Annotated in this window: 27 protein-coding genes and 1 tRNA gene; 17 read left to right on the top strand and 11 right to left on the bottom strand. The window is 67.5% G+C overall.

Features of this window, described 5'->3' with window-relative positions:
• The first annotated feature begins 7 nt into the window (after positions 1-7).
• The 5 genes from RH91_RS05270 (at position 8) to RH91_RS05250 (ending at position 2,618) form a co-directional block, all read left to right on the top strand.
• Positions 8-475, top strand: coding sequence for a PTS sugar transporter subunit IIA (locus tag RH91_RS05270; RefSeq protein WP_010161542.1), 468 nt, complete (start codon positions 8-10; stop codon positions 473-475).
• Positions 465-932: a PaaI family thioesterase gene (locus tag RH91_RS05265; protein WP_010214512.1), complete on the top strand. Its 468-nt coding sequence runs from the start codon at positions 465-467 to the stop codon at positions 930-932. Before RH91_RS05270 ends, RH91_RS05265 begins: the two co-directional genes overlap by 11 nt.
• Positions 929-1,270: a DUF1491 family protein gene (locus tag RH91_RS05260; protein ID WP_029623624.1), complete on the top strand. Its 342-nt coding sequence runs from the start codon at positions 929-931 to the stop codon at positions 1,268-1,270. The genes RH91_RS05265 and RH91_RS05260 overlap by 4 nt, the downstream gene beginning before the upstream one ends.
• Positions 1,271-1,425: 155 nt before the next feature.
• The gene (locus RH91_RS05255; RefSeq protein WP_010161539.1) at positions 1,426-2,049 is read left to right on the top strand and encodes a cell wall hydrolase; all 624 of its coding nucleotides are present in this window, start codon (positions 1,426-1,428) and stop codon (positions 2,047-2,049) included.
• 53 nt (positions 2,050-2,102) lie between these two features.
• A complete protein-coding gene (locus tag RH91_RS05250; RefSeq protein ID WP_026046342.1) occupies positions 2,103-2,618 on the top strand; it encodes an MmcB family DNA repair protein in 516 nt (171 codons plus the stop codon).
• Positions 2,619-2,679: 61 nt separating this feature from the next.
• Here the strand turns inward: RH91_RS05250 and RH91_RS05245 are convergent, their stop codons facing one another.
• Positions 2,680-3,294: an ankyrin repeat domain-containing protein gene (locus RH91_RS05245; protein WP_010161537.1), complete on the bottom strand. Its 615-nt coding sequence runs from the start codon at positions 3,292-3,294 to the stop codon at positions 2,680-2,682.
• A gap of 64 nt (positions 3,295-3,358) precedes the next feature.
• Here RH91_RS05245 and RH91_RS05240 point away from each other — a divergent pair, with 64 nt between their 5' ends.
• The 3 genes from RH91_RS05240 to RH91_RS05230 are packed head-to-tail and all read left to right on the top strand — an operon-like array spanning position 3,359 to position 5,066.
• Positions 3,359-3,967, top strand: a complete 609-nt coding sequence (locus RH91_RS05240; RefSeq protein ID WP_010161536.1) for an SCO family protein — start codon at positions 3,359-3,361, stop codon at positions 3,965-3,967.
• A complete protein-coding gene (locus tag RH91_RS05235) occupies positions 3,964-4,395 on the top strand; it encodes a YcgN family cysteine cluster protein (protein WP_010161535.1) in 432 nt (143 codons plus the stop codon). The genes RH91_RS05240 and RH91_RS05235 overlap by 4 nt, the downstream gene beginning before the upstream one ends.
• Entirely contained in the window at positions 4,392-5,066 is a 675-nt protein-coding gene (locus RH91_RS05230) for a M48 family metallopeptidase (RefSeq protein ID WP_010161534.1), read from the top strand. The genes RH91_RS05235 and RH91_RS05230 overlap by 4 nt, the downstream gene beginning before the upstream one ends.
• Here the strand turns inward: RH91_RS05230 and RH91_RS05225 are convergent.
• From RH91_RS05225 to RH91_RS05205, 5 genes are all read right to left on the bottom strand, one after another.
• On the bottom strand, positions 5,042-7,228 hold the full coding sequence (locus RH91_RS05225) for a transglycosylase domain-containing protein (protein WP_029623622.1): 2,187 nt from the start codon (positions 7,226-7,228) through the stop codon (positions 5,042-5,044). The two genes, RH91_RS05230 and RH91_RS05225, sit on opposite strands and share 25 nt — an antisense overlap.
• An 86-nt stretch (positions 7,229-7,314) precedes the next feature.
• The gene (gene msrB / locus RH91_RS05220; protein WP_010161531.1) at positions 7,315-7,734 is read right to left on the bottom strand and encodes a peptide-methionine (R)-S-oxide reductase MsrB; all 420 of its coding nucleotides are present in this window, start codon (positions 7,732-7,734) and stop codon (positions 7,315-7,317) included.
• Between the two features lie 4 nt (positions 7,735-7,738).
• On the bottom strand, positions 7,739-8,869 hold the full coding sequence (locus tag RH91_RS05215; protein WP_010161530.1) for an NAD(P)/FAD-dependent oxidoreductase: 1,131 nt from the start codon (positions 8,867-8,869) through the stop codon (positions 7,739-7,741).
• A complete protein-coding gene (locus tag RH91_RS05210) occupies positions 8,848-9,534 on the bottom strand; it encodes a methyltransferase domain-containing protein (RefSeq protein ID WP_010161529.1) in 687 nt (228 codons plus the stop codon). Before RH91_RS05210 ends, RH91_RS05215 begins: the two co-directional genes overlap by 22 nt.
• Positions 9,531-10,604: a type III polyketide synthase gene (locus tag RH91_RS05205; RefSeq protein WP_010161528.1), complete on the bottom strand. Its 1,074-nt coding sequence runs from the start codon at positions 10,602-10,604 to the stop codon at positions 9,531-9,533. The genes RH91_RS05210 and RH91_RS05205 overlap by 4 nt, the downstream gene beginning before the upstream one ends.
• A 152-nt stretch (positions 10,605-10,756) precedes the next feature.
• Between RH91_RS05205 and RH91_RS05200 the strand changes: the two genes are divergently transcribed.
• Positions 10,757-11,473, top strand: coding sequence for a phosphatase PAP2 family protein (locus RH91_RS05200; RefSeq protein WP_010161527.1), 717 nt, complete (start codon positions 10,757-10,759; stop codon positions 11,471-11,473).
• Positions 11,474-11,525: 52 nt separating this feature from the next.
• Here RH91_RS05200 and htpG read toward each other — a convergent pair whose 3' ends face one another.
• The 3 genes from htpG to RH91_RS05185 form a co-directional block, all read right to left on the bottom strand.
• Positions 11,526-13,424 (bottom strand): molecular chaperone HtpG, encoded by a 1,899-nt coding sequence (gene htpG / locus RH91_RS05195; protein ID WP_010161526.1) that lies wholly within the window; start codon positions 13,422-13,424, stop codon positions 11,526-11,528.
• A gap of 117 nt (positions 13,425-13,541) precedes the next feature.
• Positions 13,542-14,189, bottom strand: coding sequence for a DsbA family protein (locus RH91_RS05190; protein ID WP_010161525.1), 648 nt, complete (start codon positions 14,187-14,189; stop codon positions 13,542-13,544).
• 157 nt (positions 14,190-14,346) lie between these two features.
• Positions 14,347-14,433: transfer RNA gene (locus tag RH91_RS05185), tRNA-Leu, on the bottom strand.
• A 123-nt stretch (positions 14,434-14,556) separates the two neighbouring features.
• Between RH91_RS05185 and RH91_RS05180 the strand changes: the two genes are divergently transcribed.
• Positions 14,557-15,939, top strand: coding sequence for an MATE family efflux transporter (locus RH91_RS05180; protein ID WP_010161524.1), 1,383 nt, complete (start codon positions 14,557-14,559; stop codon positions 15,937-15,939).
• On the opposite strand, the gene RH91_RS05175 is transcribed toward RH91_RS05180, so the two are convergent.
• On the bottom strand, positions 15,890-16,630 hold the full coding sequence (locus RH91_RS05175) for a zinc-ribbon domain-containing protein (RefSeq protein WP_010161522.1): 741 nt from the start codon (positions 16,628-16,630) through the stop codon (positions 15,890-15,892). The genes RH91_RS05180 and RH91_RS05175 overlap by 50 nt on opposite strands.
• A gap of 208 nt (positions 16,631-16,838) precedes the next feature.
• Here RH91_RS05175 and ftsE point away from each other — a divergent pair, with 208 nt between their 5' ends.
• From ftsE to RH91_RS05155, 4 genes are read left to right on the top strand one after another with little or no spacing between them, the layout of a single operon-like run.
• A complete protein-coding gene (gene ftsE / locus RH91_RS05170) occupies positions 16,839-17,546 on the top strand; it encodes a cell division ATP-binding protein FtsE (RefSeq protein WP_010161521.1) in 708 nt (235 codons plus the stop codon).
• Positions 17,543-18,436, top strand: a complete 894-nt coding sequence (locus RH91_RS05165; protein WP_010161520.1) for a cell division protein FtsX — start codon at positions 17,543-17,545, stop codon at positions 18,434-18,436. Before ftsE ends, RH91_RS05165 begins: the two co-directional genes overlap by 4 nt.
• On the top strand, positions 18,433-18,969 hold the full coding sequence (locus RH91_RS05160; RefSeq protein WP_010161519.1) for a YdcF family protein: 537 nt from the start codon (positions 18,433-18,435) through the stop codon (positions 18,967-18,969). Before RH91_RS05165 ends, RH91_RS05160 begins: the two co-directional genes overlap by 4 nt.
• Positions 18,966-19,694 carry a lysophospholipid acyltransferase family protein gene (locus tag RH91_RS05155; RefSeq protein WP_010161518.1) on the top strand — a complete coding sequence of 243 codons (729 nt, stop codon included), beginning with the start codon at positions 18,966-18,968 and terminating at the stop codon, positions 19,692-19,694. Before RH91_RS05160 ends, RH91_RS05155 begins: the two co-directional genes overlap by 4 nt.
• Before the next feature lie 15 nt (positions 19,695-19,709).
• Here the strand turns inward: RH91_RS05155 and RH91_RS05150 are convergent, their stop codons facing one another.
• Positions 19,710-20,618 carry a prephenate/arogenate dehydrogenase family protein gene (locus RH91_RS05150; RefSeq protein ID WP_029623620.1) on the bottom strand — a complete coding sequence of 303 codons (909 nt, stop codon included), beginning with the start codon at positions 20,616-20,618 and terminating at the stop codon, positions 19,710-19,712.
• 96 nt (positions 20,619-20,714) lie between these two features.
• Between RH91_RS05150 and metX the strand changes: the two genes are divergently transcribed.
• The 3 genes from metX to metW are packed head-to-tail and all read left to right on the top strand — an operon-like array spanning position 20,715 to position 22,893.
• Positions 20,715-21,830, top strand: coding sequence for a homoserine O-acetyltransferase MetX (gene metX, locus RH91_RS05145; protein WP_010161516.1), 1,116 nt, complete (start codon positions 20,715-20,717; stop codon positions 21,828-21,830).
• Entirely contained in the window at positions 21,827-22,264 is a 438-nt protein-coding gene (locus RH91_RS05140) for a GNAT family N-acetyltransferase (protein ID WP_010161515.1), read from the top strand. The genes metX and RH91_RS05140 overlap by 4 nt, the downstream gene beginning before the upstream one ends.
• Positions 22,261-22,893, top strand: a complete 633-nt coding sequence (gene metW, locus RH91_RS05135) for a methionine biosynthesis protein MetW (RefSeq protein ID WP_010161514.1) — start codon at positions 22,261-22,263, stop codon at positions 22,891-22,893. The genes RH91_RS05140 and metW overlap by 4 nt, the downstream gene beginning before the upstream one ends.
• Positions 22,894-22,899 lie beyond the last annotated feature (6 nt).

Here is a 22,899-nt window from a genome sequence, read left to right as displayed (position 1 = left end):
GATTGCGATGACTGACTTGCACGATCTTCTGAGCGCCGATGCTGTGCTCGAACGCGAAACCGCGGGGACGCGCAAGATGCTGTTCCAGCACCTCGGCAGCGTGGCGGCCAAGGTCTATGGCGTGGACGCCGCTGCGGCTACCGAGACGCTCGCTACGCGCGAGAAACTCGGGTCGACCGGATTCGGGCGTGGTGTAGCGACGCCACACGGCCGACTTCCTGGGCTTTCAAAGGTCTGCGGCGTGTTCGCTCGGCTCGCCAACCCGATCGATTTCGCGGCAGTCGACGATCTCCCGGTCGATATCGTCTTCATGCTGCTGTCCCCGCCCGATGCCGGGGCGGAACACCTCAAGACGCTCGCACGCGTCTCGCGGATGCTGCGCGATGCGTCGTTCGTCGACAAGCTGCGCGGTGCCGGATCGCGCGATGCGCTCGTCGCCCTGCTGATGGCGGATGAAGCGCGTGATGCCGCCTGAACCCGTAAGTCCATCGGGCGAGGCGGCGCATTTCCGTGCCCTCGAAACGCTCTATGCAGCAGCACCGATCAACCAATTGTTCGAATCCACGCTGGAAATTCCCGAAGCCGGAGTCGCGCGGATCCATTTCCGGGTTGATCCCAAGGTCTATCACGCCGGCGGTGCGGCGCATGGCACGAGCTATTTCAAGATGCTCGACGACGCCGCCTTCTACGCCGCCAACAGTCTGGTGACGGACCGATTCCTCCTCACCACCGCCTTTAACCTCCTGCTGACAAAGCCGCTGCGCGAAGGACCGGTAGTTGCCGAGGGACGCTGGGTGTCCGGCCATCGCCGGGTGTTCGTCGCCGAAGCGCGGTTGATCGACGCGGCAGGTGACGAGGCGGCGCGGGGTACCGGCACTTTCATGCGCTCGCAGATCCCGCTTGCGACCCTGCCCGGCTATCGCGCGTCGTGACGGCATTGCTGCCTAGCGGGCTGCTCGTTTCGGCGCTGCTCAAGCGCGCGAACGACGCGGGTGGCATGGGCATGGTGCGCGCCCGAGGCGAACCAAATTCCGGTGCTATTTTATTGATTCTTAACGATAATATTGGGCACTCCAGCATAATGGAGCGCGCTCTCGACCAATTGGGCAAACCGGCCCTGGTCGCAACCGGTCCAGCCGACTCTGCCAACGTCGCCGAACGCGAGTCGTATTGGCGGCGAAGGCGCGACCGGGATCCGGATTTGTGGGTGATCGAACTGGACATCGCGTCGCCGGAACGATTCGCCGCAGAAACAATCCTGGCGAGTTGACCATCTGACCCGGCCCATGGATAGCCAATGCAACAGTCATGGGCGTTGTGCCATGCCGGGTGCGATCCGGTGGGGTTACGCAGTCGGGGGGATGTCCGGGTAAACGACCTAACGGTCGTTTATGTCCGCGCACCAACCGCACTTTTGTAGTTTGAATGTCGTTTGCTAACCGCGTCGCCACCTGTGCGACGATGATCCTCACCGCAGCCGCCATCATCGGCGCGGGCACGCCGGGCTTCGCTCAGCAGCTCGATCGGGCAATTAACGCCCCGGTCGTTGCTTCGGTTCCCGAAGCCGGCGTCGTCCAGGAAGCGGATATCAAGGAGCCGATGGCGAACGACGAACTGCAGGACGGCGACGAAGTCGCATACGGAACCCTCGATGCGGCGGTTGCCGCACAGTCGGTCCCGGACGACATGGGCGACGAGCTTCAATGCATGGCCGGCGCGATCTACTTCGAGGCCAAGGGCGAACCGCTTAGTGGCCAGTTGGCGGTCGCCGAGGTGATCCTCAACCGCTCAAAGTCGGGGCATTTCCCCAAGTCGGTCTGCTCGGTCGTGACCCAGCCCGGCCAGTTCTCGTTCGTTCGTGGCGGACATGTCCCGTCGGTCCCTTCGAACCGCCAGTATCGCACCGCCATCGCGGTCGCCCGCGTCGCGCTTGCCGACAGCTGGGACAGCCCAGCCTCCGACGCGATGTATTTCCACGCGAAGCGCGCCGCACCGGGCTGGCACCGCCAGCAGGTCGCCGCGATCGGCAACCACGTCTTCTATCGCTGAGCAATCCGTCGCGTCGGGTTTGACGCGTTCGTGAAATGTTCTAGGATCGGCGCATGTTAGACGATGCGCCCGACTCTCCCCCGCAATCCTGTATCGATGCGCCGGGCTCCCCTTTATGCGCCGCCGACGTGGCGCGCGGCACGATCCGGATGCTGCTACGGCACGATCTGGTCGCGCTGAGCGAGGTTCCGCTCGACGGCAATCGTCGCGCCGACCTGATGGCGATCGACGCCCGGGGTCAGATCGTCATCGTTGAGATCAAGGTCTCGCGCGCCGATCTGCTCGGCGATTCGAAATGGACCGAATATCTCGGCTGTTGCGACCGCTATTACTGGGCAGTGCCGGCTGGGTTCGACGCCAGCCCGCTCGACCGCGAAGGTTTTCTGCCCGAACGGACCGGGGTGATCGTCGCCGATCGCTACGATGCCGCGATCCTGCGGGAGGCGCATACCGATCCGTTGTCGGCTGCAACGCGCAAGCGCGTTACGCTCGCCTTTGCGCGGCGGGCGGCGCGGCGGATGATCGCGTTGACCGATCCGGATGCCAACGGGCTGGCGTTTACGGGGTAATCGGTACCGTTCGTCAGCCCCGGAAAGGGGCCGGGGTGACAAACGAGATCATGGTCGAACGCTACAGCTTCGGCCCGGACACCGCCTTGCGCTCCTTCTTCTTCGCCGCATCGATCAGCGCAGCGATTGCCGGCGTGCGCGCATCCTGATGCGCATAATCCCGCGCGGACGAGCCCTGCAGCAGATCCTTCTGGTCCGGATCGGCGCCCAGGTCGAGCAGGCTGCGCACCATCGTGGCATCGCGACGCTGGACCGCGCGGATCAGCGCCGTCTCGCCGCTGGCATTGCCGAGATTGACGTTCGCGCCATGCTTGACGAGGTTCTCGATGATATCGGTCGACCCCAGATTGGCCGCGATCAGGATCGGGGTCTCGCCGCGATTGTTCTTCAGGTTGGGATCGGCCCCCCGCGCGAGCAGATAATTGAGATACGTCGAATCCTGCCGGCGCACCACGAGGTGGAGCGCACCGTCGCCATTGGTCACGTCGCGCGTGTTGATCACCGTGGCCCCGGGCTTGTCGAGGAACTTGGTCACCTCGTCCCCCTTCCCGTCCTTGATCGCCTGGAGGAACTTATAGCCCTCCGACTGGCCGAGCTGTGCCGCGGCCGGGGTCGCGACCAGGGCGACCGGGGCGGCGAGGATCGCGAACGTGCTGGCGATGGAGCGGAAAGTCATCGGATAAGAGTCCTGACAGAAGGCGAAACCGGCGCAGTGCTTGCGCGGTGCGTGCTAACAGATCATGACCAAACACGCCATGAACCAGATCATCCGCGCGCTGTCCGCGTTCCTGCTGGCTGCGCTCCCCATTGCGTGCAGCAGCCCCGCCCCGAATGATCGGCCGCCACTCGAGGGCGCCCGGATTGGCGCTCCGTTCCGCCTGACCGACCAGGATGGAAAGACCCGCACCGACCGCGACTTTGCCGGGCGCTATCGCATCATGTATTTCGGCTACACCTTCTGCCCGGACGTGTGCCCGACCGACATGCAGACGATCGGCGCCGGGTTGCGCCTGTTCGACGCGAAGGACGCCACGCGCGCGGCGAACGTCGTGCCGGTCTTCGTCACGGTCGACCCGAAACGCGATACCCCCGCCGTGCTCAAGGCGTTCGTCAGCGCGTTCCACTCCCGGATGGTCGGCCTTACGGGCGACCCGGCGGCAATCCTCGCGCTCGCCAAGGCGTATGGGGTCGCGGTCCAGGCGGAGAAGCCGAACGCGCAGGGCGGATATCTCGTCGCGCACGGGCGTTTTGCGTTCCTGATGGACCCGGCGGGCAAGCCAGTGGCGTTGCTGCCGCAGGACCAGACCCCGCAGGCGGTCGCGAGCGAACTCGAACGGTGGGTCAAATGAGCGGAAAATTCTGGGAAGAGCCGATCGACACGCTCGACCGCGGGCAATGGGAAGCGTTGTGCGACGGATGCGGCAAATGCTGCGTCCACAAGCTCGAGGATGACGAGACCGGCGAGCTGCTCCCGACCAACGTCTCCTGCCGCCTGCTCGACCGCGCGACCGCGCTGTGTTCCAATTACAAGCACCGGCACGCCTATGTCAGCGAATGCGTCCGGCTGAGCCGCGACAATGTGCGGACGATCGACTGGCTCCCCTCAACCTGCGCCTACCGCCTGCGCGCGGCGGACGAACCGCTGCACGAGTGGCACTATCTCGTCTGCGGCGATCGCGAGGCGGTTCACCGCGCCGGGCAGTCGGTTCGCGGCTGGACGATCTCCGAGGACGACGCGGGCGAACTCGAATATCATTTGGTCGACCGCGAGCTGTGACCGAGCAACCCGAGGTCGTCCGCAACGCCCGCGCGCGTCGCGCGCGGCTGTCGGTCGATAGCGCGACCGGGCGAGTGCGGCTGGTGCTCCCCCCGCGTGCATCGCTGAAGACCGCGCTCGCTTGGGCGGCGGGCAAGGCGGACTGGATCGCGGAACAGCGCGCGCGCCTCCCTCAGGCCGTTCCGTTCGAACCGGGCCGCAGCTTTCCGTTCGGCGATGGCGACCTCACCATCACGTGGGACGAAACCTCGACCCGGCGGATCACGCGCGACGGGGATGTCCTGCGCTGTGGCGGGTCGCGCGACGGCCTGTCGCGGCGGATCGAATTGTGGCTGAAGCGTGAGGCGCTTCGCGTACTGAGCGCGGAGACCGCCGAGTTCGCCGAGCGCGCCGGGGTCACCGTCACGAAGGTCGCCGTCGGCGATGCCCGAAGTCGTTGGGGCAGTTGCGCGTCGAGTGGGACGATCCGCTATAGCTGGCGGCTCATCCTGATGCCCGACTACGTCCGCCGCTCGACCGTAGCGCATGAGGTGGCGCATCGGCTCCACATGAACCACGGGCCGCAATTCCACCGTGTCGTCGCCTTGCTCGACGAGAACGATCCGGCGCGCTCGCACGCCTGGCTGCGCGCGAACGGCGCCGCGCTTCACTGGGTCGGGCGCGGATCCTGACGGTCTGACGGCACCGCCTGAACGCGGTCCCGTGGCACGGTGCGCGGTGGCTGGCGCTGGCCGTCCCGGCCAAGCACATGGTCCAGCCACGCCTGATCGAGCTTTTCCCCGTCCGCGGGACGCTCGGCAGGTTGTGCGCCGTCGCCCTGGGTCTCGGGCGCACGCGGTGGCTGGCGGACGATCGGATTGCCGTCTGGGTCGACTTGCTGGCCGCTCTCGGGCGCTGGCTGCGGGGGAGTGCCCGGTTCGACCGGATTGCCATCCGCATCGACGAACAGGCCGTTGTCCGCCTCGCCGAAATAGGATTCCTGATCGGGCTCGAGCTGATATTCTGGGAGTGTGACCTTGGTGTCGAACTGTTCGACCGGACGGCTGGCGACCGCGACCTTCATGAAATCGGCGAACGCCTTGGCTGGCGCGGTACCCCCATGGAGCCCCGCGATCGGCTTGGCGTCGTCGCGCCCCATCCACACGCCCGTCGTCAGCCCGCTCGAGAAGCCGAGGAACCAGCCATCCTTGTTCGACGACGTCGTGCCGGTCTTGCCGGCGACCGGACGGCCGATCTGCGCGGCGCGCCCGGTGCCGGTGTTGACGGTGGTCTGGAGCAGGTCGGTCATCTGGGCGGCGACGAACGGTGCCACCAGCACATGGCTGGTATCCACCGTCTGGGCATAGATCGTCTCGCCCGACGCGGTGACCTTGGTGATGCCGTACGGCGTCACCGCGACGCCCTTATTGCCGACGCTTGCGAAAGCCCGTGTCATGTCGATCAGCCGGACGTCGGACGTGCCGAGCACCATCGACGGATGCGTGTTGACCTTGGTCGTAATCCCGAAGCGCTTCGCCATGTCCGCGACGGTCGCGAAACCGACTTCCTGTCCGAGCTTGGCGGCGATCGTGTTGAGCGAATAGGCGAAGGCGGTCCGCAGCGACACCGCGCCGCTGTTGTGGCGGCTGTCGTTGCGCGGGCTCCAGCCATCGATCGTGATCGGTTCGTCGACAATCGAATCCTCGGGCTTGTGCCCCGCTTCGAGCGCCGCGAGATACACGAACAGCTTGAACGCAGACCCCGGCTGGCGCTGTGCCTGAGTCGCGCGATTGTAGATCGAGGTGACGTAGTCGGTCCCGCCGACCATCGCGCGCACCGCGCCGTCACGGTCGATCGCGACGAGCGCGCCCTGCGCGCCCGACGGGGCATTCGCGCGGATCGCGGCATCGGCGGCGCGCTGCATCCCGAGGTCGAGCGTAGTCCATACCTCGAGCGGGCGCTGCGTCTCGTCGATCAGTACCTCGAGCTGCGGGAGCGCCCAGTCTGTGAAATAACGGACGCTGTTCTGCTTCGGCTCGGGGGCGAGCTTGACGTCCTTGGGGTTTGCCTCGGCCGCCTGTTCCGCGGTGATCGCGCCGGTTTCCTGCATCAGCCTGATGACGACGCCCGCGCGGTCGACCGCGGCCTGCGCATCGGCGGTCGGCGAATAGACCGAAGGCGCCTTCACCAGCCCCGCGACGATCGCCGCCTCGGACAGGCTCAGCGTATCCGCGCCATGGCCGAAGAACCGGCGTGACGCCGCGTCGATCCCGTAGGCACCGCCACCGAAATAGACCTTGTTGAGGTACAGTTCGAGGATCTGATCCTTGGTGAACTTGCGTTCGAGCGCGAGCGCGAGGAGCATCTCGCGGCCCTTGCGGCCGAAAGTATATTTGTTCGACAGGAAGATCGTCCGCGCGACCTGCTGCGTAATGGTCGACGCGCCCTGCAACCGCCGGCCATTGCCGCGATTGTCGATCGCGAAGCGGATCGAACGCGCGAGGCCGATCGGGTCCACGCCGAAATGCGAGCGGAAGCGGCGATCCTCGACCGAGACCATCGCCTCGCGCATCGCGAGCGGAATCCTGCCGTAGGGGAGCCATTCGCCATAGCTCGGCCCGAGCGAGACGATCACCGTGCCGTCGGCGGCATGGACCCGGATCATCTGGCCGTTGGGGGACGATTTCAGCTCGTCATAGCTCGGAAGCTGCCCTTCCGAGACATAGACGGTGATCGCCAGCACCGCGCAAGCCAGCACGACCAGCCCCGCGAGCACCTGAAACGCCAGAACGACGCGCCGCCGCCACAAGGGCGCGCGCGCAGAACGGGGGGAAGAAGCGGGAAAGCGGGCCATGCGCGGTTACCAGCGTTAGGACTTGCCGGACGATCCGACAAGCCATGCCCCGGCAATCCCTGCCACGGCCACGCCGATACGACTGATCAGCCGCGCGCCTCGTCGCCATTGGTCCCGCGCGGCTTGAATTCGAGGCTCAGCGAATTCATGCAATAGCGCAGGCCGGTCGGCGGCGGGCCGTCGGGGAAGACATGCCCGAGATGTCCGTCGCAGCGCGAGCAACGCGCTTCGATCCGCGTCATGCCGTGGCTGGTGTCGCGGTGATCTGTGACATTCTCCGCGTCGATCGGCTGGGTGAAGCTGGGCCACCCCGAGCCCGAGTCGTATTTGTCGGCGGAGTCGAACAGCGGCAGCGCACACCCGCCGCAGCGATACACGCCATCGGCCTTGTTGTTGTTATAGCGTCCGGAAAACGCCCGCTCCGTCCCCGCCTCGCGCAATACGTGATAGGATTCCGGGCTCAATTTCTTGCGCCATTCGGTTTCGGACAGGGTGATGTGCTCCATGGACCTAGTTTTCCTGTTGGGGGGCAGCGTGGTCAAGCGGCGAATGGCCGATACGGGTCGCGCTTGCGATGATCTGGATCAGGCCCGGGACGTGGCCCACCAGCGGAAGCAAGGCCGCGCCGAGCCACGGCCGTTCGGCTGCGTCGCGCACCAGTCCCGCCAGCCGGATCGGCCGGGCAGTGGCAGCGGCGAAATCACGCTGGAAGCGCGGTGCCGCCGCCGCACCGCCAGTGATATAGGCATGGCCCGCGCGGATGCCACTCGCGATCGCGATTCCCATTCCCTCCCCCGCAAGCGACGGGATGACCCCGGCCTGGTCGCCCAGCCGGAACACCGCGCCTTCGGTCTGCCGCGCACGCCAGCCGTACGGCACGTTGGCGATCGCATCGATCGGTTCGTCGCCGCTTCGGAATGCCAGCCGATCGCCAAGCCGTGGACATTCCCGCGCCAGTGTATCGAGCAGCGCGGCAGGCGAGCCGGCTGCGAGCATCTTGGAGCGGTGGACCGCCATGCAGATGTTGGCGCTGCCATCCTCCTGCAGCACGATTCCGACATAGCCACGATCGAACGGAAACAGTTCGATCGCATCGCCGATCAGCCGGGTCAGGCCGGGCGCGCTGGCGATGCGGACGCGCAGGCCGAGCACAGGATCCGCGCCGCGCGCATCGGCCGGGCGCGCCGCACCGCGCACGTCATGCTTGCCGCTGGCGAGGAACAGCGTGTCGCCCGCCAGCACCGCGCCATCGTCGAGCGTTGCGGCGGTATCGACCAGACTGCGCACCGTAATGCCGCGCTCGACCGCTGCCCCGTGTGCGATCGCATGGCGTATCATCACCGTATCGAGCAGGTGTCGCGAGACGCCGTGCGCGGGTCTCGGAAGCGGCGCCTCGACCACCCGGTCCCCGAGGATGACCCGGGTTCGCAGGACCCGCGCCGGTCCCAACGCCTCGGGCGCGATTCCCAGCCGTCCGAGCGACTCGAGCGTCCGCCAGCTCAGGAAGCCGCCGCAAATCGCGTCGCCGGTATCGCGGCTGCGCTCGACCAGCAGGTGCGGTGCTCCCGCGCGCGCAAGCACGATCGCGGCGCTCGCGCCCGCCGGGCCGCCGCCGACGATCAGCGCAGGTGTTCGACGCATAATCGGTACGGAAAGGAGCGATACACGCGTGCCGTGACGCCAGCTTCGGCGAGGATCGGCTGCCATTCGTCCGGGCGGTACGACCGCGCGACCGACAGTGTCCCGTCATGCCGCACGATCGGGTGCCAGCGCGCGAGCGTGGCGAGAACCGGAAAGCCGCGATGCGCGACGACGTGACGGTGCAGGTCGTTGACGAGCCAGCCGCGCGCGCTCTCCCGGTCCATGAACCGCAGGAACGCGACGAGTTGCGCATGCGTCATGTGATGCGCGACGAGACTGCTGACGACGAAATCCCAGCCTTCCCCGGCGTGATCGGCGTAATCACCGGTAGCATAGCGGATCGGCATCCCTGCCGGGGTATGCGCCGCGGCCGCGAGCGCGCTGCGGGGATTGAGATCGACCCCGACCAGTTCCGCCTCCAGACCGCGCCGGTCGGCCCAGCGCGCGATCCGTCGCAGCATGTCGCCATCGCCAAAGCCGACGTCGAGCAGTTTGAACCGGGTCGTCCCCGCCGTCCCGCGCCGCAGGAAATCGAGCGTCGGGCGCGGGGCCATAGTGACCGCGTTGACCTTGGCCAAATCGCCGACGACCGCTGCATAGGTCTCCGCGGACAGGTCGTCCGCGTCCATCAGTTCCTTGGCAATGGCGCGGCGCCGGAGGGTCATCCTGCGCTCCGGAAACCGAAACCCTCGGCGGCAAGCCCCGGGCCGAACGCTAGTGCGACGCCGTTTCGGATCGGCGGCCCGTCGAGCAGCCGTGCGAGCACGAACATCAGCGTTGCCGAGGACATGTTGCCGACATCCGCCAGCACCCCGCGCGAGGTTGCGAGCGCGTCATGCGGCAGCGATAGCGCGGTCTCCACCGCATCGAGGATCGAGCGCCCGCCGGCATGGACCGCCCAGCCGTCGATCTCCTGCGGGTCGCGTCCCCCCGTCGCGGCCGCCGCAAAGACCGGATCGGCGAGCCCTGCGGCGATCCGCGCGGGGACTTCGCCCGACAGATGCATCGCGAACCCCTGGTCTGTGATGTCCCAGCGGATCAACTCGGCCGAATCCGGCAATGTCGTGGCAAAGGGTTCGCCAAGCGCGAGGCCGGCGGGGTCGGCGGTGACAAGCGCAGCAGCGGCGCCGTCGCCGAACTGGAGCATCGCCAGCAGCGGCTCGAGCGCAGGGGTGTCCTGAAGGTGCAAGGTCGACAGCTCGACGCATACGACCAGAACGCGCGCGGCGGGCGCCGAGCGGACGATGTGGCGCGCGCTGCGCAACGCGGCAACCGCCGCGTAACAGCCCATGAACCCCACCAGCAGCCGTTCGACCGTCGGCGCGAGGCCAAGCCGCGCGGCGATGATCTGGTCGATGCCGGGCGCGACAAACCCGGTGCAGCTCGCGACGACGAGATGCGTAATACCCTCGAGCGACACCTTTTCGCCGAGTGCCGTGATCGCCTCGATCGCGAGCGCGGGGGCGGCGGCGGCATAAAGCTTCATCCGCTCCGCAGTCCCGGGCAGGATATCGCGCGCGTAAAAGCCACCGGGGTCGACCGGAGAGCCCCCATCGTCGCTGACCGGCAGCACCGACCAGCGATGGTTGATCGCCGCACGGCTGGCCATCCGGTCGAACACGCGCGCGCTCCGCGCCTCCGGCAGCCGTGCTCGCGCCCAGGCGATAAACGCGGCGTGAATGTCATGGCTAGGAACGGCGGTCCCGATGGCAACGATATGGGGGATGATCGACACACTATGCTTTCGGTCCGGCCGGGCAAAAAATGCAGAGCCGCAACCAGAACGCTACCCTGCCCGTTCCGATCCGACCAGCCTGTCGCGCGAGGCCGGAATTCAGAGCGAATGCGGTCAAGGCCGTGCCAGGTACGGCGCTACAGGGTGGTAAGATGCGGTCGACGGGAATCCCAGCAATACTGCAAGCAGTCCGCCAGCGACCCGATCGGGTTCTGCTTGCGGCGTTCGGGATCGTGGCGGCGCTCGTGCTGTTCGTGCTCCACATCGCCTCCGAAGTCGGCGCCGGCGATACCAACAGGCTCGACAGTGCGATCCTCGTCGGGATCCGATCCGCGACGGATCGGCCGGGTGCGGGACTGCACGCGCTGCGCTTCGCGATGCAGGATTTTACTGCGCTCGGCGACTCGACCACGCTGACGATCGTCGTCCTGCTGGTGTCTGGCGCGCTGCTGATCGTGCGCAAGGTCGCGATGGCGGGGTTCCTCATCGGCGCATCGGTGATCGGTACGCTTGCGGTCGAGCTGCTCAAATCGGCGTTCGACCGCCCCCGCCCCAATGTCGTCGCCCATTGGGCGACCTTCTCCCACACGAGCTTCCCCAGCGGGCATGCGGCGGATTCGGCGATCGTCTACCTTACGCTGGCAGCGCTCGTCGCACGCAGCGTCAAGTCGCGCGGCTTGCGCGTCTATGTCGTGCTCGCCGCGATGCTGCTGACGCTGTTGATCGGGGTATCGCGCCTGTATCTCGGGGTTCATTGGCCGACCGATGTGCTGGCCGGCTGGATCCTTGGCGCGGGCTGGGCCTTCCTGGCGGCGACGATCGCCTGGTGGCTGCAAACACGCCATACGCTCGAACGGCCGGAAGACTGACCCGGCCAACCGACCCCCCGTCCCCGGCTGAGGACAGGGGGCCGCTGGACGTTTACGCCACGGCGCGGGTCAGGACTCGCGCGAGGCGCGCCGCGAACGCGCGCGGGTCGAGCGGTTGCTCGCCGTCCGCAATTTGCGCCTCGTCGAACAGGAGATGCGCCGCATCTTCCCGTAGCGTCGTGTCCCCCTCCCCCAGCGCGGCGAGCTTGACGATCAGCGCGTGCTGCGGATTGATCTCGAGTACCGGCTTGGCCTTGGGCGGGGCCTGGCCTGCGCTCGCGAGCATCCGTTCGAGCTGGCGGTCCATGCCGCTCTCGGTCGCGACCAGGCAGACCGCGCTGTCGGTGAGCCGATCGGACGCCCGCACGTCCGACACCGCATCCGCGAGTGTCGTCTTCACGAACGCCAGGAAGTCAATCACTTCGCCGCTTGCTTCGGTCGACGGGGGCGTGGTCCCTTCGAGCAGCGGGACCAGCGCGAGATCGGCGGACCCTTGCGTTACCGAGCGGAACGGCTTGCCCTGATAATCGACGCCCGCCGTCACCCAGAAATTGTCGATCGGATCGGACAGCAGCAGCACCTCTACGCCACGCGCGCGGAAGCCCTCGAGCTGCGGCGCGGTCGCGATCCGGTCGAGATCGGTACCCGTCACGTAATAGATAGCGGTCTGATTTTCCTTCAGGTTCGCGCTATAGTCCGCGAGCGAGCGCCAGCCGCCGTCGGAGCTCGTCGTATGGAAGCGCGCGAGGTCGAGCAGCGCGGCGCGGCGCTCGAAATCCTCGTACAGCCCTTCCTTGAGCACGGGACCGAACGTGTCCCAGATCTTGAGGTAGGCCTCGGTGTCGGACGACGCGCGCTTCTCCAGTTCGGACAGGACCTTTGCGGTCACGCCCTTCTTGATCGCAGCAAGCACCGGGCTCTGCTGGATCATCTCGCGCGACATGTTGAGCGGCACGTCCGACGAATCGACCAGTCCGCGCACGAAGCGCAGATAGCGCGGAAGCAATTCGGCTTCATCGGTGATGAAGACGCGGTTCACGTACAGCTTGATCCGCCCGGCGCGATCGGGATCGAACAGGTCGAACGGCTTGGACGACGGCACGAACGCGAGCACCGAATATTCGTGGCGACCCTCCGCGCGATAGTGGAGCGTCAGTGCGGGTTCGTCGAACTGGCCCGACACGCTGCGGTAGAAATCGGTGTAGTCCGCCGCACTGATCGCGGATTTGGGCTTGGTCCACAACGCAGCGCCATCGGTCAGCTCGACCGCCTCTGCATCGGGCTTTTCGCGCAGGAAGATCGGCACGGGGACATGCCCCGACTGCGCCTTGATCGTCTGTTCGACGGTGTAGCGCTGCGCATAATCCTGCGCATCCTCGAGCAAGTGGAGCGTCACGCGGGTGCCGCGCGCGGGCGCCTGCGCGAGGTCGACCGGCGCGATCGTGTAGCTGCCGAGCCCGTCCGACGACCAGAGCGACGCCTCCCCGCTCCCGGCGCGATGCGAGACGACGTCGACCTTGCTCGCGACCATGAACGCCGAATAGAAACCGACGCCGAACTGGCCGATCAGCTGTGGATCGTCGGACCCTTGCGCTGCGGCGAGCGTGTCCATGAAGCTCTTGGTGCCGGACCGCGCGATCGTGCCCAGCGCATCGGTCATTTCAGCCGCGCTCATGCCGATGCCATTGTCCTCGATCGTCAGCGTGTGCGCCTCCGGATCCAGCGTGACCGTGATCCGCGGATTCGCATCGTTGCCGAGCAGCGCGGGATTGGCGATCCCCTCGTAGCGCAGCTTCTCGCACGCATCCGCCGCGTTCGAGACAAGCTCGCGCAGGAACACGCTTTTGTCCGAATAGACCGAGTGCACCATCATGTGGAGCAGCTTGGCGACATCGGCCTCGAAGGCGTGGGTCTGTGGGGTGGTGGGTTCCAGAGCGGTGGTGGTCGTCATGATGTGGTCGCAGCCCCTATGCGGTGATCGTTACGCGGGAGTTGGGTTGGGGCGGGGGCGGGGTCAAGGGTTTGTCGCAAGTCTCGGGCGCGGCGCGGCGGCCTTCCGATCAGCTGTTCACGACGGTCCCGCCGTCCGTGCCCTGGCGAACAGTCGCCCGAAATCAGTTGCGTCGATCGCGCCCGTCACCAGTATTGGCCCGGCCATATAGCCCGGGGTTCCTGCCAGCCCGATCGCATTCGCTTCCCGACCGTTCGCGCGCAGACGTACCGCGACGCCCTCCGCGTGCGCCGCCAGCCAGGCCGTTGCGCGCGTCCAGTCGCCGCCCGCCTGTACGACGATGTCGCGCAGCATGGCGTCGTCGATCGTGCGATCGTCGGTCATCAGTCGGCGATGGACGGCGGGGTAGATTCCTTGCTCGGCAGTCGCGAGTGCGACGCTGGCGGCGCGTTCGGACGGCGGCCCGAAGATCGGCCAGTCCTTGTAGAGGATCCGCACCTTGCCGTCGCGCCGGATAGCATCCTCCATCGCTGCAAACGCTCCGCGACAGGCGGGACATCGATAGTCGCTGAACACAGCGAGCTTAACCGTGGCATCGGCGGGGCCGGCTTCCGGCGACACGCCGCGATTCAGGATCGCATCAGCACGTGCGCCGATGTCGCGTCCGATCGGAGCTGTGCGGCGCAATGCCTGGCCGATCGCCCAACCGCCGACAACCACCGCGCCGAGCTGAACGGCCTGCCGCCTGCTGAAATGTGTCGGCATGATCAGTGCGGTCCCGGTGTGGGGCGTGGCATCGTGACGGCGCGATGCTTGGCGGGTCGGTCGTCCATCCCGCTTTCTACCGTGACCGGGGTACGATGCCCATGGCAAGACGACGGGCCCCCGAAAGGGTGTATTTCACATCTGCATCTTGAAAAAATGGTGCGGCCGAGAAGACTCGAACTTCCACGGGCTTTCGCCCACAACGACCTCAACGTTGCGCGTCTACCAGTTCCGCCACGGCCGCACGTAACATCACCGGGCAAGCCCGGCAGCTGGTAGGCGAGCGCCCCTAGCAAAGCTAATCGGGGGACGCAATGGCCGACGTACAAGCCTTTCGCATTTTGTGCGCTTCCCGTAGCAGCACGGCATGACCAACGCGCACCGACAAACCGTGACGGAGACGCGCAAGATCCTCGCGCTGGCGTGGCCGGTGATGCTCACCAGCCTCAACTGGACGATCCTCAGCGTTACCGACATCGTCGTCGTCGGGCTGACCGGAACCGATCAGGTCGCCGCGTTCGGCGCGAGTCGCGCGCTCACCTTCGTCACGATCGTCGCTGGGCTGGCGTGGCTGTCGGGGGTGCTGGTCTTCACGTCCCGCGCGGACGGCGCGCGCGATCTTCCCGCAACGGGCGCCCGCATGCGCGAGGGGCTGGTGCTGGCGGGGATGCTCGGGCTGGTCGGCGCGCTCGCGTTCGGGCTGTTCGCCGCGCCGCTGCTCGCGGGGATCGGGGTCGCGCCCGCGCTGGTCGATCCGGCGGCGGCGGTGGTGCGGACGATGGCGCTTGCGTACCCCGCGCAGTTGGTAAGCCTGGCGGCGAGTTTCTTCCTCGAGGGAATTTCGCGACCGCGGCGGGTGACGGTGGTCAATCTGGCGACGCTACCGATCAATGCGCTGCTTGCCTGGGTGCTTGCGGACGGCCATTTCGGCGCCCCCGCGCTGGGGGCGGTTGGCGCTGCCGCCGCAACGACGATCGCGTCGTTGCTGGGCGCGGCGGGAATGCTGGCGGCGGCGTGGACCATCCCGGATGCGCGCGAACGGGGGGTGCACGTCATGACGCCAGCCGAATGGCGCGCGGCGCTGCCCGGGGCGGTAAAGCTCTCGCGGTTCGGCGCGGTGCCGGCGGTCGCCTCGGGACTGGAACTAGCGGGCTTTTCGATCCTGATCGCGCTGTCGACCGATCTCGGCCCGGTGACCGCGCATGCCTTCCAGATCGTGTTCGCGCTTCACAATGTCACCTTCGGTGCCGCGGTCGGGCTGGCATCGGCGGCGGGGGTGCGAGTCGGCAATGCGGTCGGCGAAGGGATGCCAGAGCAGGTGCGCGCGCGCGCGCTGATCGCAGCGGGGCTGGCCGCCGCGATCACGGGCGCGCTCGGCGGTGTGATGCTGCTGGCGCGCGCGCCGATCGTCGCCGCTTTTCCCGCGGCGGCGGGGGTGCATGCGGCGGCGCTGGCGATGGTGCCGCTATGGGTGCCGTTCATCCTGTTCGACGGTGTGCAGCTCGTCTTTGTCTATGCGTTGCGCTCGCTCGGCGATCAGATCGTCGCCGGGGTCAACGGCATCATCGCCTTCTTCGGGGTAACGGGCGGGCTGGGCTGGCTGTTCGTGACGCACGGGGTCGGGCCGCTCGGGCTCGTCTATGCCTCGGGGCTGGGGATGGTGGCGGCGACGCTGCTGAACGGCGCGCGGTTCCTCTGGGTCAGTGGTTCGGCTCGCCCGAGAAGCTCAGCACCAGATCCTTCGCGTTGACCGGCACATCGAGCTTGGCGCTGTTGAACTCGACCCGTCCCTTGGGCGGCAGCGCGGTCGCCTCAGGGCGGATCGTCCAGCTGTAGACGATGCGGTGCTGTGCGTCGCGCAGGTCGGCGCGGATATCGGGGACGGGCTGGCGCGTGTCGGTCGGGTTGAGCACGGTCCCGCTGATCGCGAAAATCTCGTTGCCGTTGTAATCGTGGCGATCGACCGGCCGGTTGACGATCCGGAGCGGCGTCTCGACCGCCGGGCGGAACAGCGTGGTCGCGGTACGCGGCGTGCTCGTCGAAACGATCGCGGCGGTCGCCCCGAGCATCGCCACGCCTGCGACCACGGCCGCGATCGTCCAGCGGCGCGCGGGGTTGCGGCGCGGGCGGAACGGCGGCTGGTGGGCGAAGGCGTCGAAAGCGACCGGCGCGCGGGTCGTGTCGGGAATGGCACCGGCGTCGATCACCGGCGGGGTTTCGCGGATCGGTGCGGCGACCGGCGCGCGTGGCGGTTCCGGCACTTCGTCCGCAGCACCCGCCTCACCCTCCGCTTCGTCCTGTTCGTCGAGCACCAGCACGGGCACAGGTTCCTGGAACCAGCTGTGCTTGCAATTGGCGCAACGCACGGTCCGCCCCTCCGGCCCGACCGCGGTATCGGGGATCACATAACGGGTCTCGCACTCGGTACATTCGAGGATCATCGGGGCATTTCAGACATTAAGGGCAGACGGGGCAAGCCAGCACAGCGGGGGATACACCAACCGGGGCGTCCGCGCTGTCCGGGGAATCTACGCTGTCCACCGGCCCGGTGGCAAGAGCCGTGGAATTGCGCCTGCGCGCTTGTCGCGGTGCAAGGGATCGTGCGATGCAGGGGCGGGGCATGGACAAGTAGCGAGTAGCGCACGCCGCATGGCGAATATCGTTCAATTCGAAAAGGTGGGGCTTCGCTACGGCACGGGGCAAGAGACGCTGAGCGACGTCAGCTTCACGCTGTCGAGCGGCGCGTTCTACTTCCTGACCGGCGCATCGGGCGCGGGGAAGACGTCGCTGCTCAAACTGCTGTACCTGTCGCAGCGTCCGACCCGCGGGAGCATCCGGCTGTTCGGCGAGGATGCGGTGACGCTGCCGCGCGCGCGGCTGCCCGGGTTCCGGCGGCGGATCGGCGTCGTGTTCCAGGATTTCCGGCTGGTCCCGCATCTGTCGGCCTATGACAATATCGCGCTGCCGCTGCGCGTCTCGGGAGTGCCCGAGCGCGACGTCGCGGATCCGGTGCGCGAGATGCTCGCTTGGGTCGGACTGTCGGAGAAGATCGCGGCGCGCCCGCCAACGCTCTCGGGCGGCGAGCAGCAACGCGTCGCGATCGCGCGCGCGGTGATCGGCCGGCCCGAGATCCTCGTCGCGGACGAACCGACCGGCAACGTCGACCCCGAAATGGCGGAGCGGCTGTTGCATCTCTTCGACTCGCTCAACCGGCTCGGGACGACCGTCGTCGTGGCGACGCACGACCTGCAGACGATGGGGCGGATTCCGCATGCGCAGATGATGCGGCTCGACAAGGGCCGGCTGCTCGATCCGACCGGGTCGCTGCGCTTCCCGCCCCCCGGCGGGCCTTCATGAGTATCGGGATTCTGGCGTCGAAGGCGGACCGGGGGCTGCTCGATGATCGGCGTGGCACGCGGGTGATGCTGTGGGTGATGGCGATCATGCTGTTCCTGACGGTGCTTGCCGCAGCGCTTGGGCTCGCGACGCTCGGCGCGGCGGCAGTGCTCGACCGGCAACTCGCGGGGCGGCTGACGGTGCAGATCGTCGCCCCCGCGGAACGTGTGCGGACGCGGGAGACGCGTGCGGTGCTGGCGGCGCTCCGACGCCAGCCCGAGGTGCGCCGCGCGGTCGCGGTCGATCGCGCACGGCTGGCCGAGATGCTGAGCCCGTGGCTGGGCGCGGACGGCGCGGACCCCGACCTGCCAATCCCCGCAATGATCGACGTCGACCTGACCGCGGCGAGCGCCTCCGCAGCGGCCAGCGTCGCGCGCGCGGTCCGCGCCGCCGCGCCGAGCGCGCGGATCGACCGGCAGGAAAGCTGGATGGCTCCGGTGCGCAACGTGATGGCGATGCTGACCGGGCTGGCGGGCGCGCTGGTGCTGCTGATGGCGGCGGCGACCGCGGCGGTGGTGATCCTTGCCGCGCGCGCCGGGCTCGACACGCACCGCGACACGATCGCGGTGCTCCACATGCTGGGGTCGACCGATGTGCAGGTCGCACGGCTCTTCCAGCGGCGGATCGCGCTCGACACGCTGGTCGGCGGCATCCTCGGCATGGCGGTCGCGCTCGGCGCGGTGGTGCTGGTCGGGGTGCAGCTCGATGCGCTGGGGTCCGATCTGATCGCGGGCCTGACGCTCGGGATGCGCGACTGGGTGCTGCTCGCCTGCCTTCCGGTCGCCTTCGCGGTGCTGGCGACGCTGTCCGCGCGGGTCGCGGTGCTGGCGGCGTTGAGGCGGGTGTTGTGATCTTCCGGTTGATCGTCCTTGCGGGCTTGTGCTGGATCGGCGGGTTCGGGATCTTCCTCGCCACGCGGCCCCCACCGCTCGAGAACACGCGCACGGACGCGATCGTCGTGCTGACCGGCACGTCGGGCCGGATCACGCGCGGCCTCGAGATGCTCGAGGCGCATGCGGCGAAGCGCATGCTGATCAGCGGGGTCGCGCCGCAGGTCCGCCCGCGTGAACTGGCGCACGAATATAAGGTCAGCCCGCAGGTGTTCGCCTGCTGCATCGATCTTGGCCACGAAGCGGTCGACACGCGCTCCAACGCCGAGGAAACCGCGGACTGGGTGCGCGAGCACGGCTACCATTCGGTGCGGCTGGTGACCTCCGACTGGCATCTGGCGCGCGCGCGGCTCGAACTGGTCAACGCGCTCGGGTCGGATGCGACGGTGATCGGCGATGGCGTTCCGGGCACGCCGAGCTATGCGGTGCTGGTCGGCGAATATAACAAACTCATTTTGCGCCGCGTGGCGCTGCTGATCGGGCAGGCTACATGATCGCAATGCGCAACCTGATGTTCAAGATCGTCTTCTACGCCGGATCGGTGCCGATCGTGCTGACCTCGGTGATTTCCGCGGCGTTCGGCACTAAGGCGATGATCGCGCACACGCATTTCTGGACGCAGTATCACGGCCTGACGACGCGAACGTTCCTGCGGATCTTCAAGCGGATCGAGGGCGAGCGGTTCTATGACAGCCCGGTCCTGTACGTCGCCAAGCACCAGGCGATGTACGAGACGCTCGAGCTCGGGCGGATGCTGCGGCATCCCGCGATCGTGATGAAGCAGGAGCTCGCCGACATACCGGTGTGGGGCTGGGCGGCGAAACGCTACGGCGTGATCGTGGTCGATCGCGAGGCGTCGGCGGGCGCGCTCCGGCGAATGCTGCGCGAAGCGCGCGTAGCGCTGGCGGCGGGGCGCTCGATCCTGATCTTTCCGGAAGGAACGCGCGTCGCCCCGGGCGAGCAGCCGCCGCTCAAGGCGGGGTTCGCGGGGCTGTACCAGATGCTCAAGATCCCCGTCGTGCCGATCGCAATCGACAGCGGGCTGGTGTGGCCGCGGCAGGGTCCGCATCTGCCGGGCACGGTGACGTTCCGCTTCGGCACGCCGATCCCGCCGGGCCTGCCCCGCGGCGAAGCCGAGGCGCGGGTCCATGCGGAGATCAACGCGCTGGAGCGGGAGGGCGGCGCGGGGGTAAGGCCAGTGGGTCCTGCCCTCTGCTGATCCCGCGCGCGGCCGTTACTCGTGCGTCCGCCCGAAATCGGGCGCGGGATCGTCCTGCCCCTGTTCGATGATCCCACGTCGCACGTCGCGCGTCTTGGAGAACAGGTCGAACAGCTCGTCCCCCTTCCCCCAGCGGATCGCGCGCTGGAGCGCGGTGAGGTCCTCCGAGAAGCGTTGCAGCATGTCGAGCACCGCCTCGCGGTTCGCGAGGAACACGTCGCGCCACATCGTGGGATCGGACGCCGCGATCCGCGTAAAATCGCGGAAGCCGCCTGCCGAATATTTGATCACCTCGGACTGGGTCACTTCCTCCATGTCGGATGCGGTTCCGACGATGGTGTAGGCGATCAGATGCGGCAGATGGCTGGTGATCGCGAGCACGCGGTCGTGATGATCGGGGGCCATCATCTCGATCTCCGCGCCGAGCCGCCGCCAGAACTCGGCAACGCGTTCGACGGCGAGCGGATCGGTCCCCTCGGGTGGGGTGATGATGCACCAGCGCTTTTGGAACAGCGTCGCGAACCCGGCTTCGGGGCCGCTCCGCTCGGTCCCGGCGACGGGATGCGCGGGCACCACCGTCGCGCCCGGGAGCGCCGCGCCGAGCGCCCGGACGACCTCGGCCTTGCAACTGCCGACGTCGCTGATGATCGCCTCCGCGGGCAAGTCGGCGGCGAACTCCGCGGCGGCGGTGCCCATCGCACCGACCGGCACGCACAGGATGACGAGATCGGCGTCGATCACCGCCGCGCCGCCGCTGTCCGCGACATCGTCGAACAGGTCGATCCGCTCCGCGATCGCCCGCACGTCGGGATCGGCGTCATATCCGGTGAGCCGCACCGTCGGCATCGTCGCGCGGACCGCGCGCGCGATCGACGACCCGATCAAACCGATGCCGATGATGGTGACGCGGGCGAAAGGCAACATGGCGCGCGGCATGGCGGATCGATTTGGCGATGGCAAGCAGCACCCCGCTTCGCGCGGTGCTTGAACCCGCGTCGCCACGCGCTTATCCGCTCCGATATGGACGACACGCGCCTTGGGCTTGCCCGCCACGTCACGTTGCCGGGGCCGTTGCGTCTCGACGGTGGCGCGCTGCTGTCGCCGGTCGAGATCGCGTACGAAACCTATGGCACGCTCAACGCCGATCGCTCGAACGCGATCCTGATCTGCCACGCACTGACCGGTGACCAGCACGTCGCCTCGCGGCACCCCGTCACCGGCAAGCCGGGCTGGTGGGAGCGGATGGTCGGCCCGGGCAAGCCGGTCGATCCGACGCGGCATTTCATCATCTGTTCGAACGTGCTGGGCAGTTGCATGGGGTCGTCCGGCCCCGCGACCGTCAACCCCGCGACGGGCGTTCCGTGGGGGATGAGCTTCCCGGTCATCACGATCCGCGACATGGTGCGCGCGCAGGCGATGCTGCTCGACCATCTCGGGATCGGGACGCTCGCGGCAGTGGTCGGCGGGTCGATGGGCGGGATGCAGACGCTGAGCTGGCCCGCGACCTTCCCGGACCGGGTGCGCGCGGTCGTCATCATCGCCTCCACCGCACGGCACACCGCGCAGAACATCGCGTTCCACGAAGTCGGGCGGCAGGCGGTGATGGCCGACCCGAAATGGCGCGAGGGGGCCTATTATGCCGAGGCCGATCCGCCCGCCGCGGGGCTCGCGGTCGCGCGGATGGCGGCGCATATCACCTATTTGTCCGAAGCTGGCCTGACCGCCAAGTTCGGGCGGCGCTTGCAGGCGCGCGACGCCAAGAGCTTCGGGTTCGATGCGGATTTCCAGATCGAAAGCTATCTACGCCACCAGGCGATCAGCTTCGTCGACCGGTTCGACGCCAATTCCTATCTCTACATTACCCGCGCGATGGATTATTTCGATCTGGCGGAGGAACATGGCGGGCATCTCGCCAACGCCTTCCGTGCCACCAGGGCGCGCTTCTGCCTCGTCAGCTTCGATACCGACTGGCTGTACCCGACCGCGGAATCGCGCGCGATCGTCCATGCGCTCAACGCAGCGGGCGCGCCGGTCAGCTTCGTCGAGTTGTCGAGCCCGTTCGGGCACGACGCGTTCCTGCTGGAGGCGCCCGAGTTGAACCGCGTCGTCGATGGCTTCCTGAAGGCTGGGGCATGACCGAAATTGTTCTGTCAGACGACCACACGCTGTTGCAGATCGACACGATCCACGGATGGCTCGCGTCGAGCTACTGGTCGCCGGGGATCGCGCTCGAAACGGTCGAACGCGCGATCGCGGGGTCGCATGCGCTCGGCGCTTACCGTGGCGCCACGCAGGTCGGCTTCGCGCGGATGATCACGGATCATGCAACCTTCGCGTGGCTGGCCGACGTCTGGGTCGATGAGGCCGGACGCGGCCAGGGGCTGGGGCGGCGGATGGTGACCTGGTTTCTGGACCGGCCTGATTATGCCGGGTTGCGCCGCATCGCGCTGGGCACGCTCGATGCCCATGGCGTGTACGCGAGACTCGGCTTCCACCCGTTGATCCGGCCCGAGCGCTTCATGGAGCGTCTGTCGCCTCAGGCCGAAGCGATGCTGCGGGCGCCCCGATGACGCTCCGCCCCGATCTCGCGATCATCGCCGACCGGATCGAACCCGGTGCGCGCGTGCTCGACGTCGGCTGCGGCGACGGCGCGCTGATGGCGGCGTTGCGCGATACCAAGCAGGTCGATGCGCGCGGGCTCGAACTCGATGCGGGCAATGTCGCTGCGGCGGTGTCGCGTGGACTGTCGGTGATCCAGGGCGATGCCGATATCGAGCTCGCCGATTATCCGGACGCGAGTTTCGACTATGTGATCCTCAGCCAGACGCTCCAGACCGCGCGTCGGCCCGATGTCGTGCTCGACCATCTGTTGCGGATCGGCCAGCGCGCGTTCGTGTCCTTCCCGAACTTCGCCCATTGGGGGGTGCGGTTGTCGCTGCTGTGGGGCGGGCGGATGCCTGTGACGCGGCTTCTCCCCGAACAATGGTTCGACACACCCAACATCCATCACGTCACGATCGACGATTTCCGAGCCTTCGTCAAAGCGCGTGACATCGCGGTAGAGGGGGCGTGGTTCCTGTCGGGCGACAAGCAGACAACTTCCGCAGCCGCGAACTTCCGCGCCGAACATGCTGTATTCCTGCTACGTCCTCGCGAATTAAAGGAACCAAAGCGTTCGCCACAGGGTTCGAAGCATTAACTTACA

It is taken from the genome of Sphingomonas sp. PAMC 26617, assembly GCF_000242835.1.
Classification (GTDB): domain Bacteria; phylum Pseudomonadota; class Alphaproteobacteria; order Sphingomonadales; family Sphingomonadaceae; genus Sphingomonas.
This window is presented reverse-complemented; position numbering and strand designations above follow the sequence as displayed.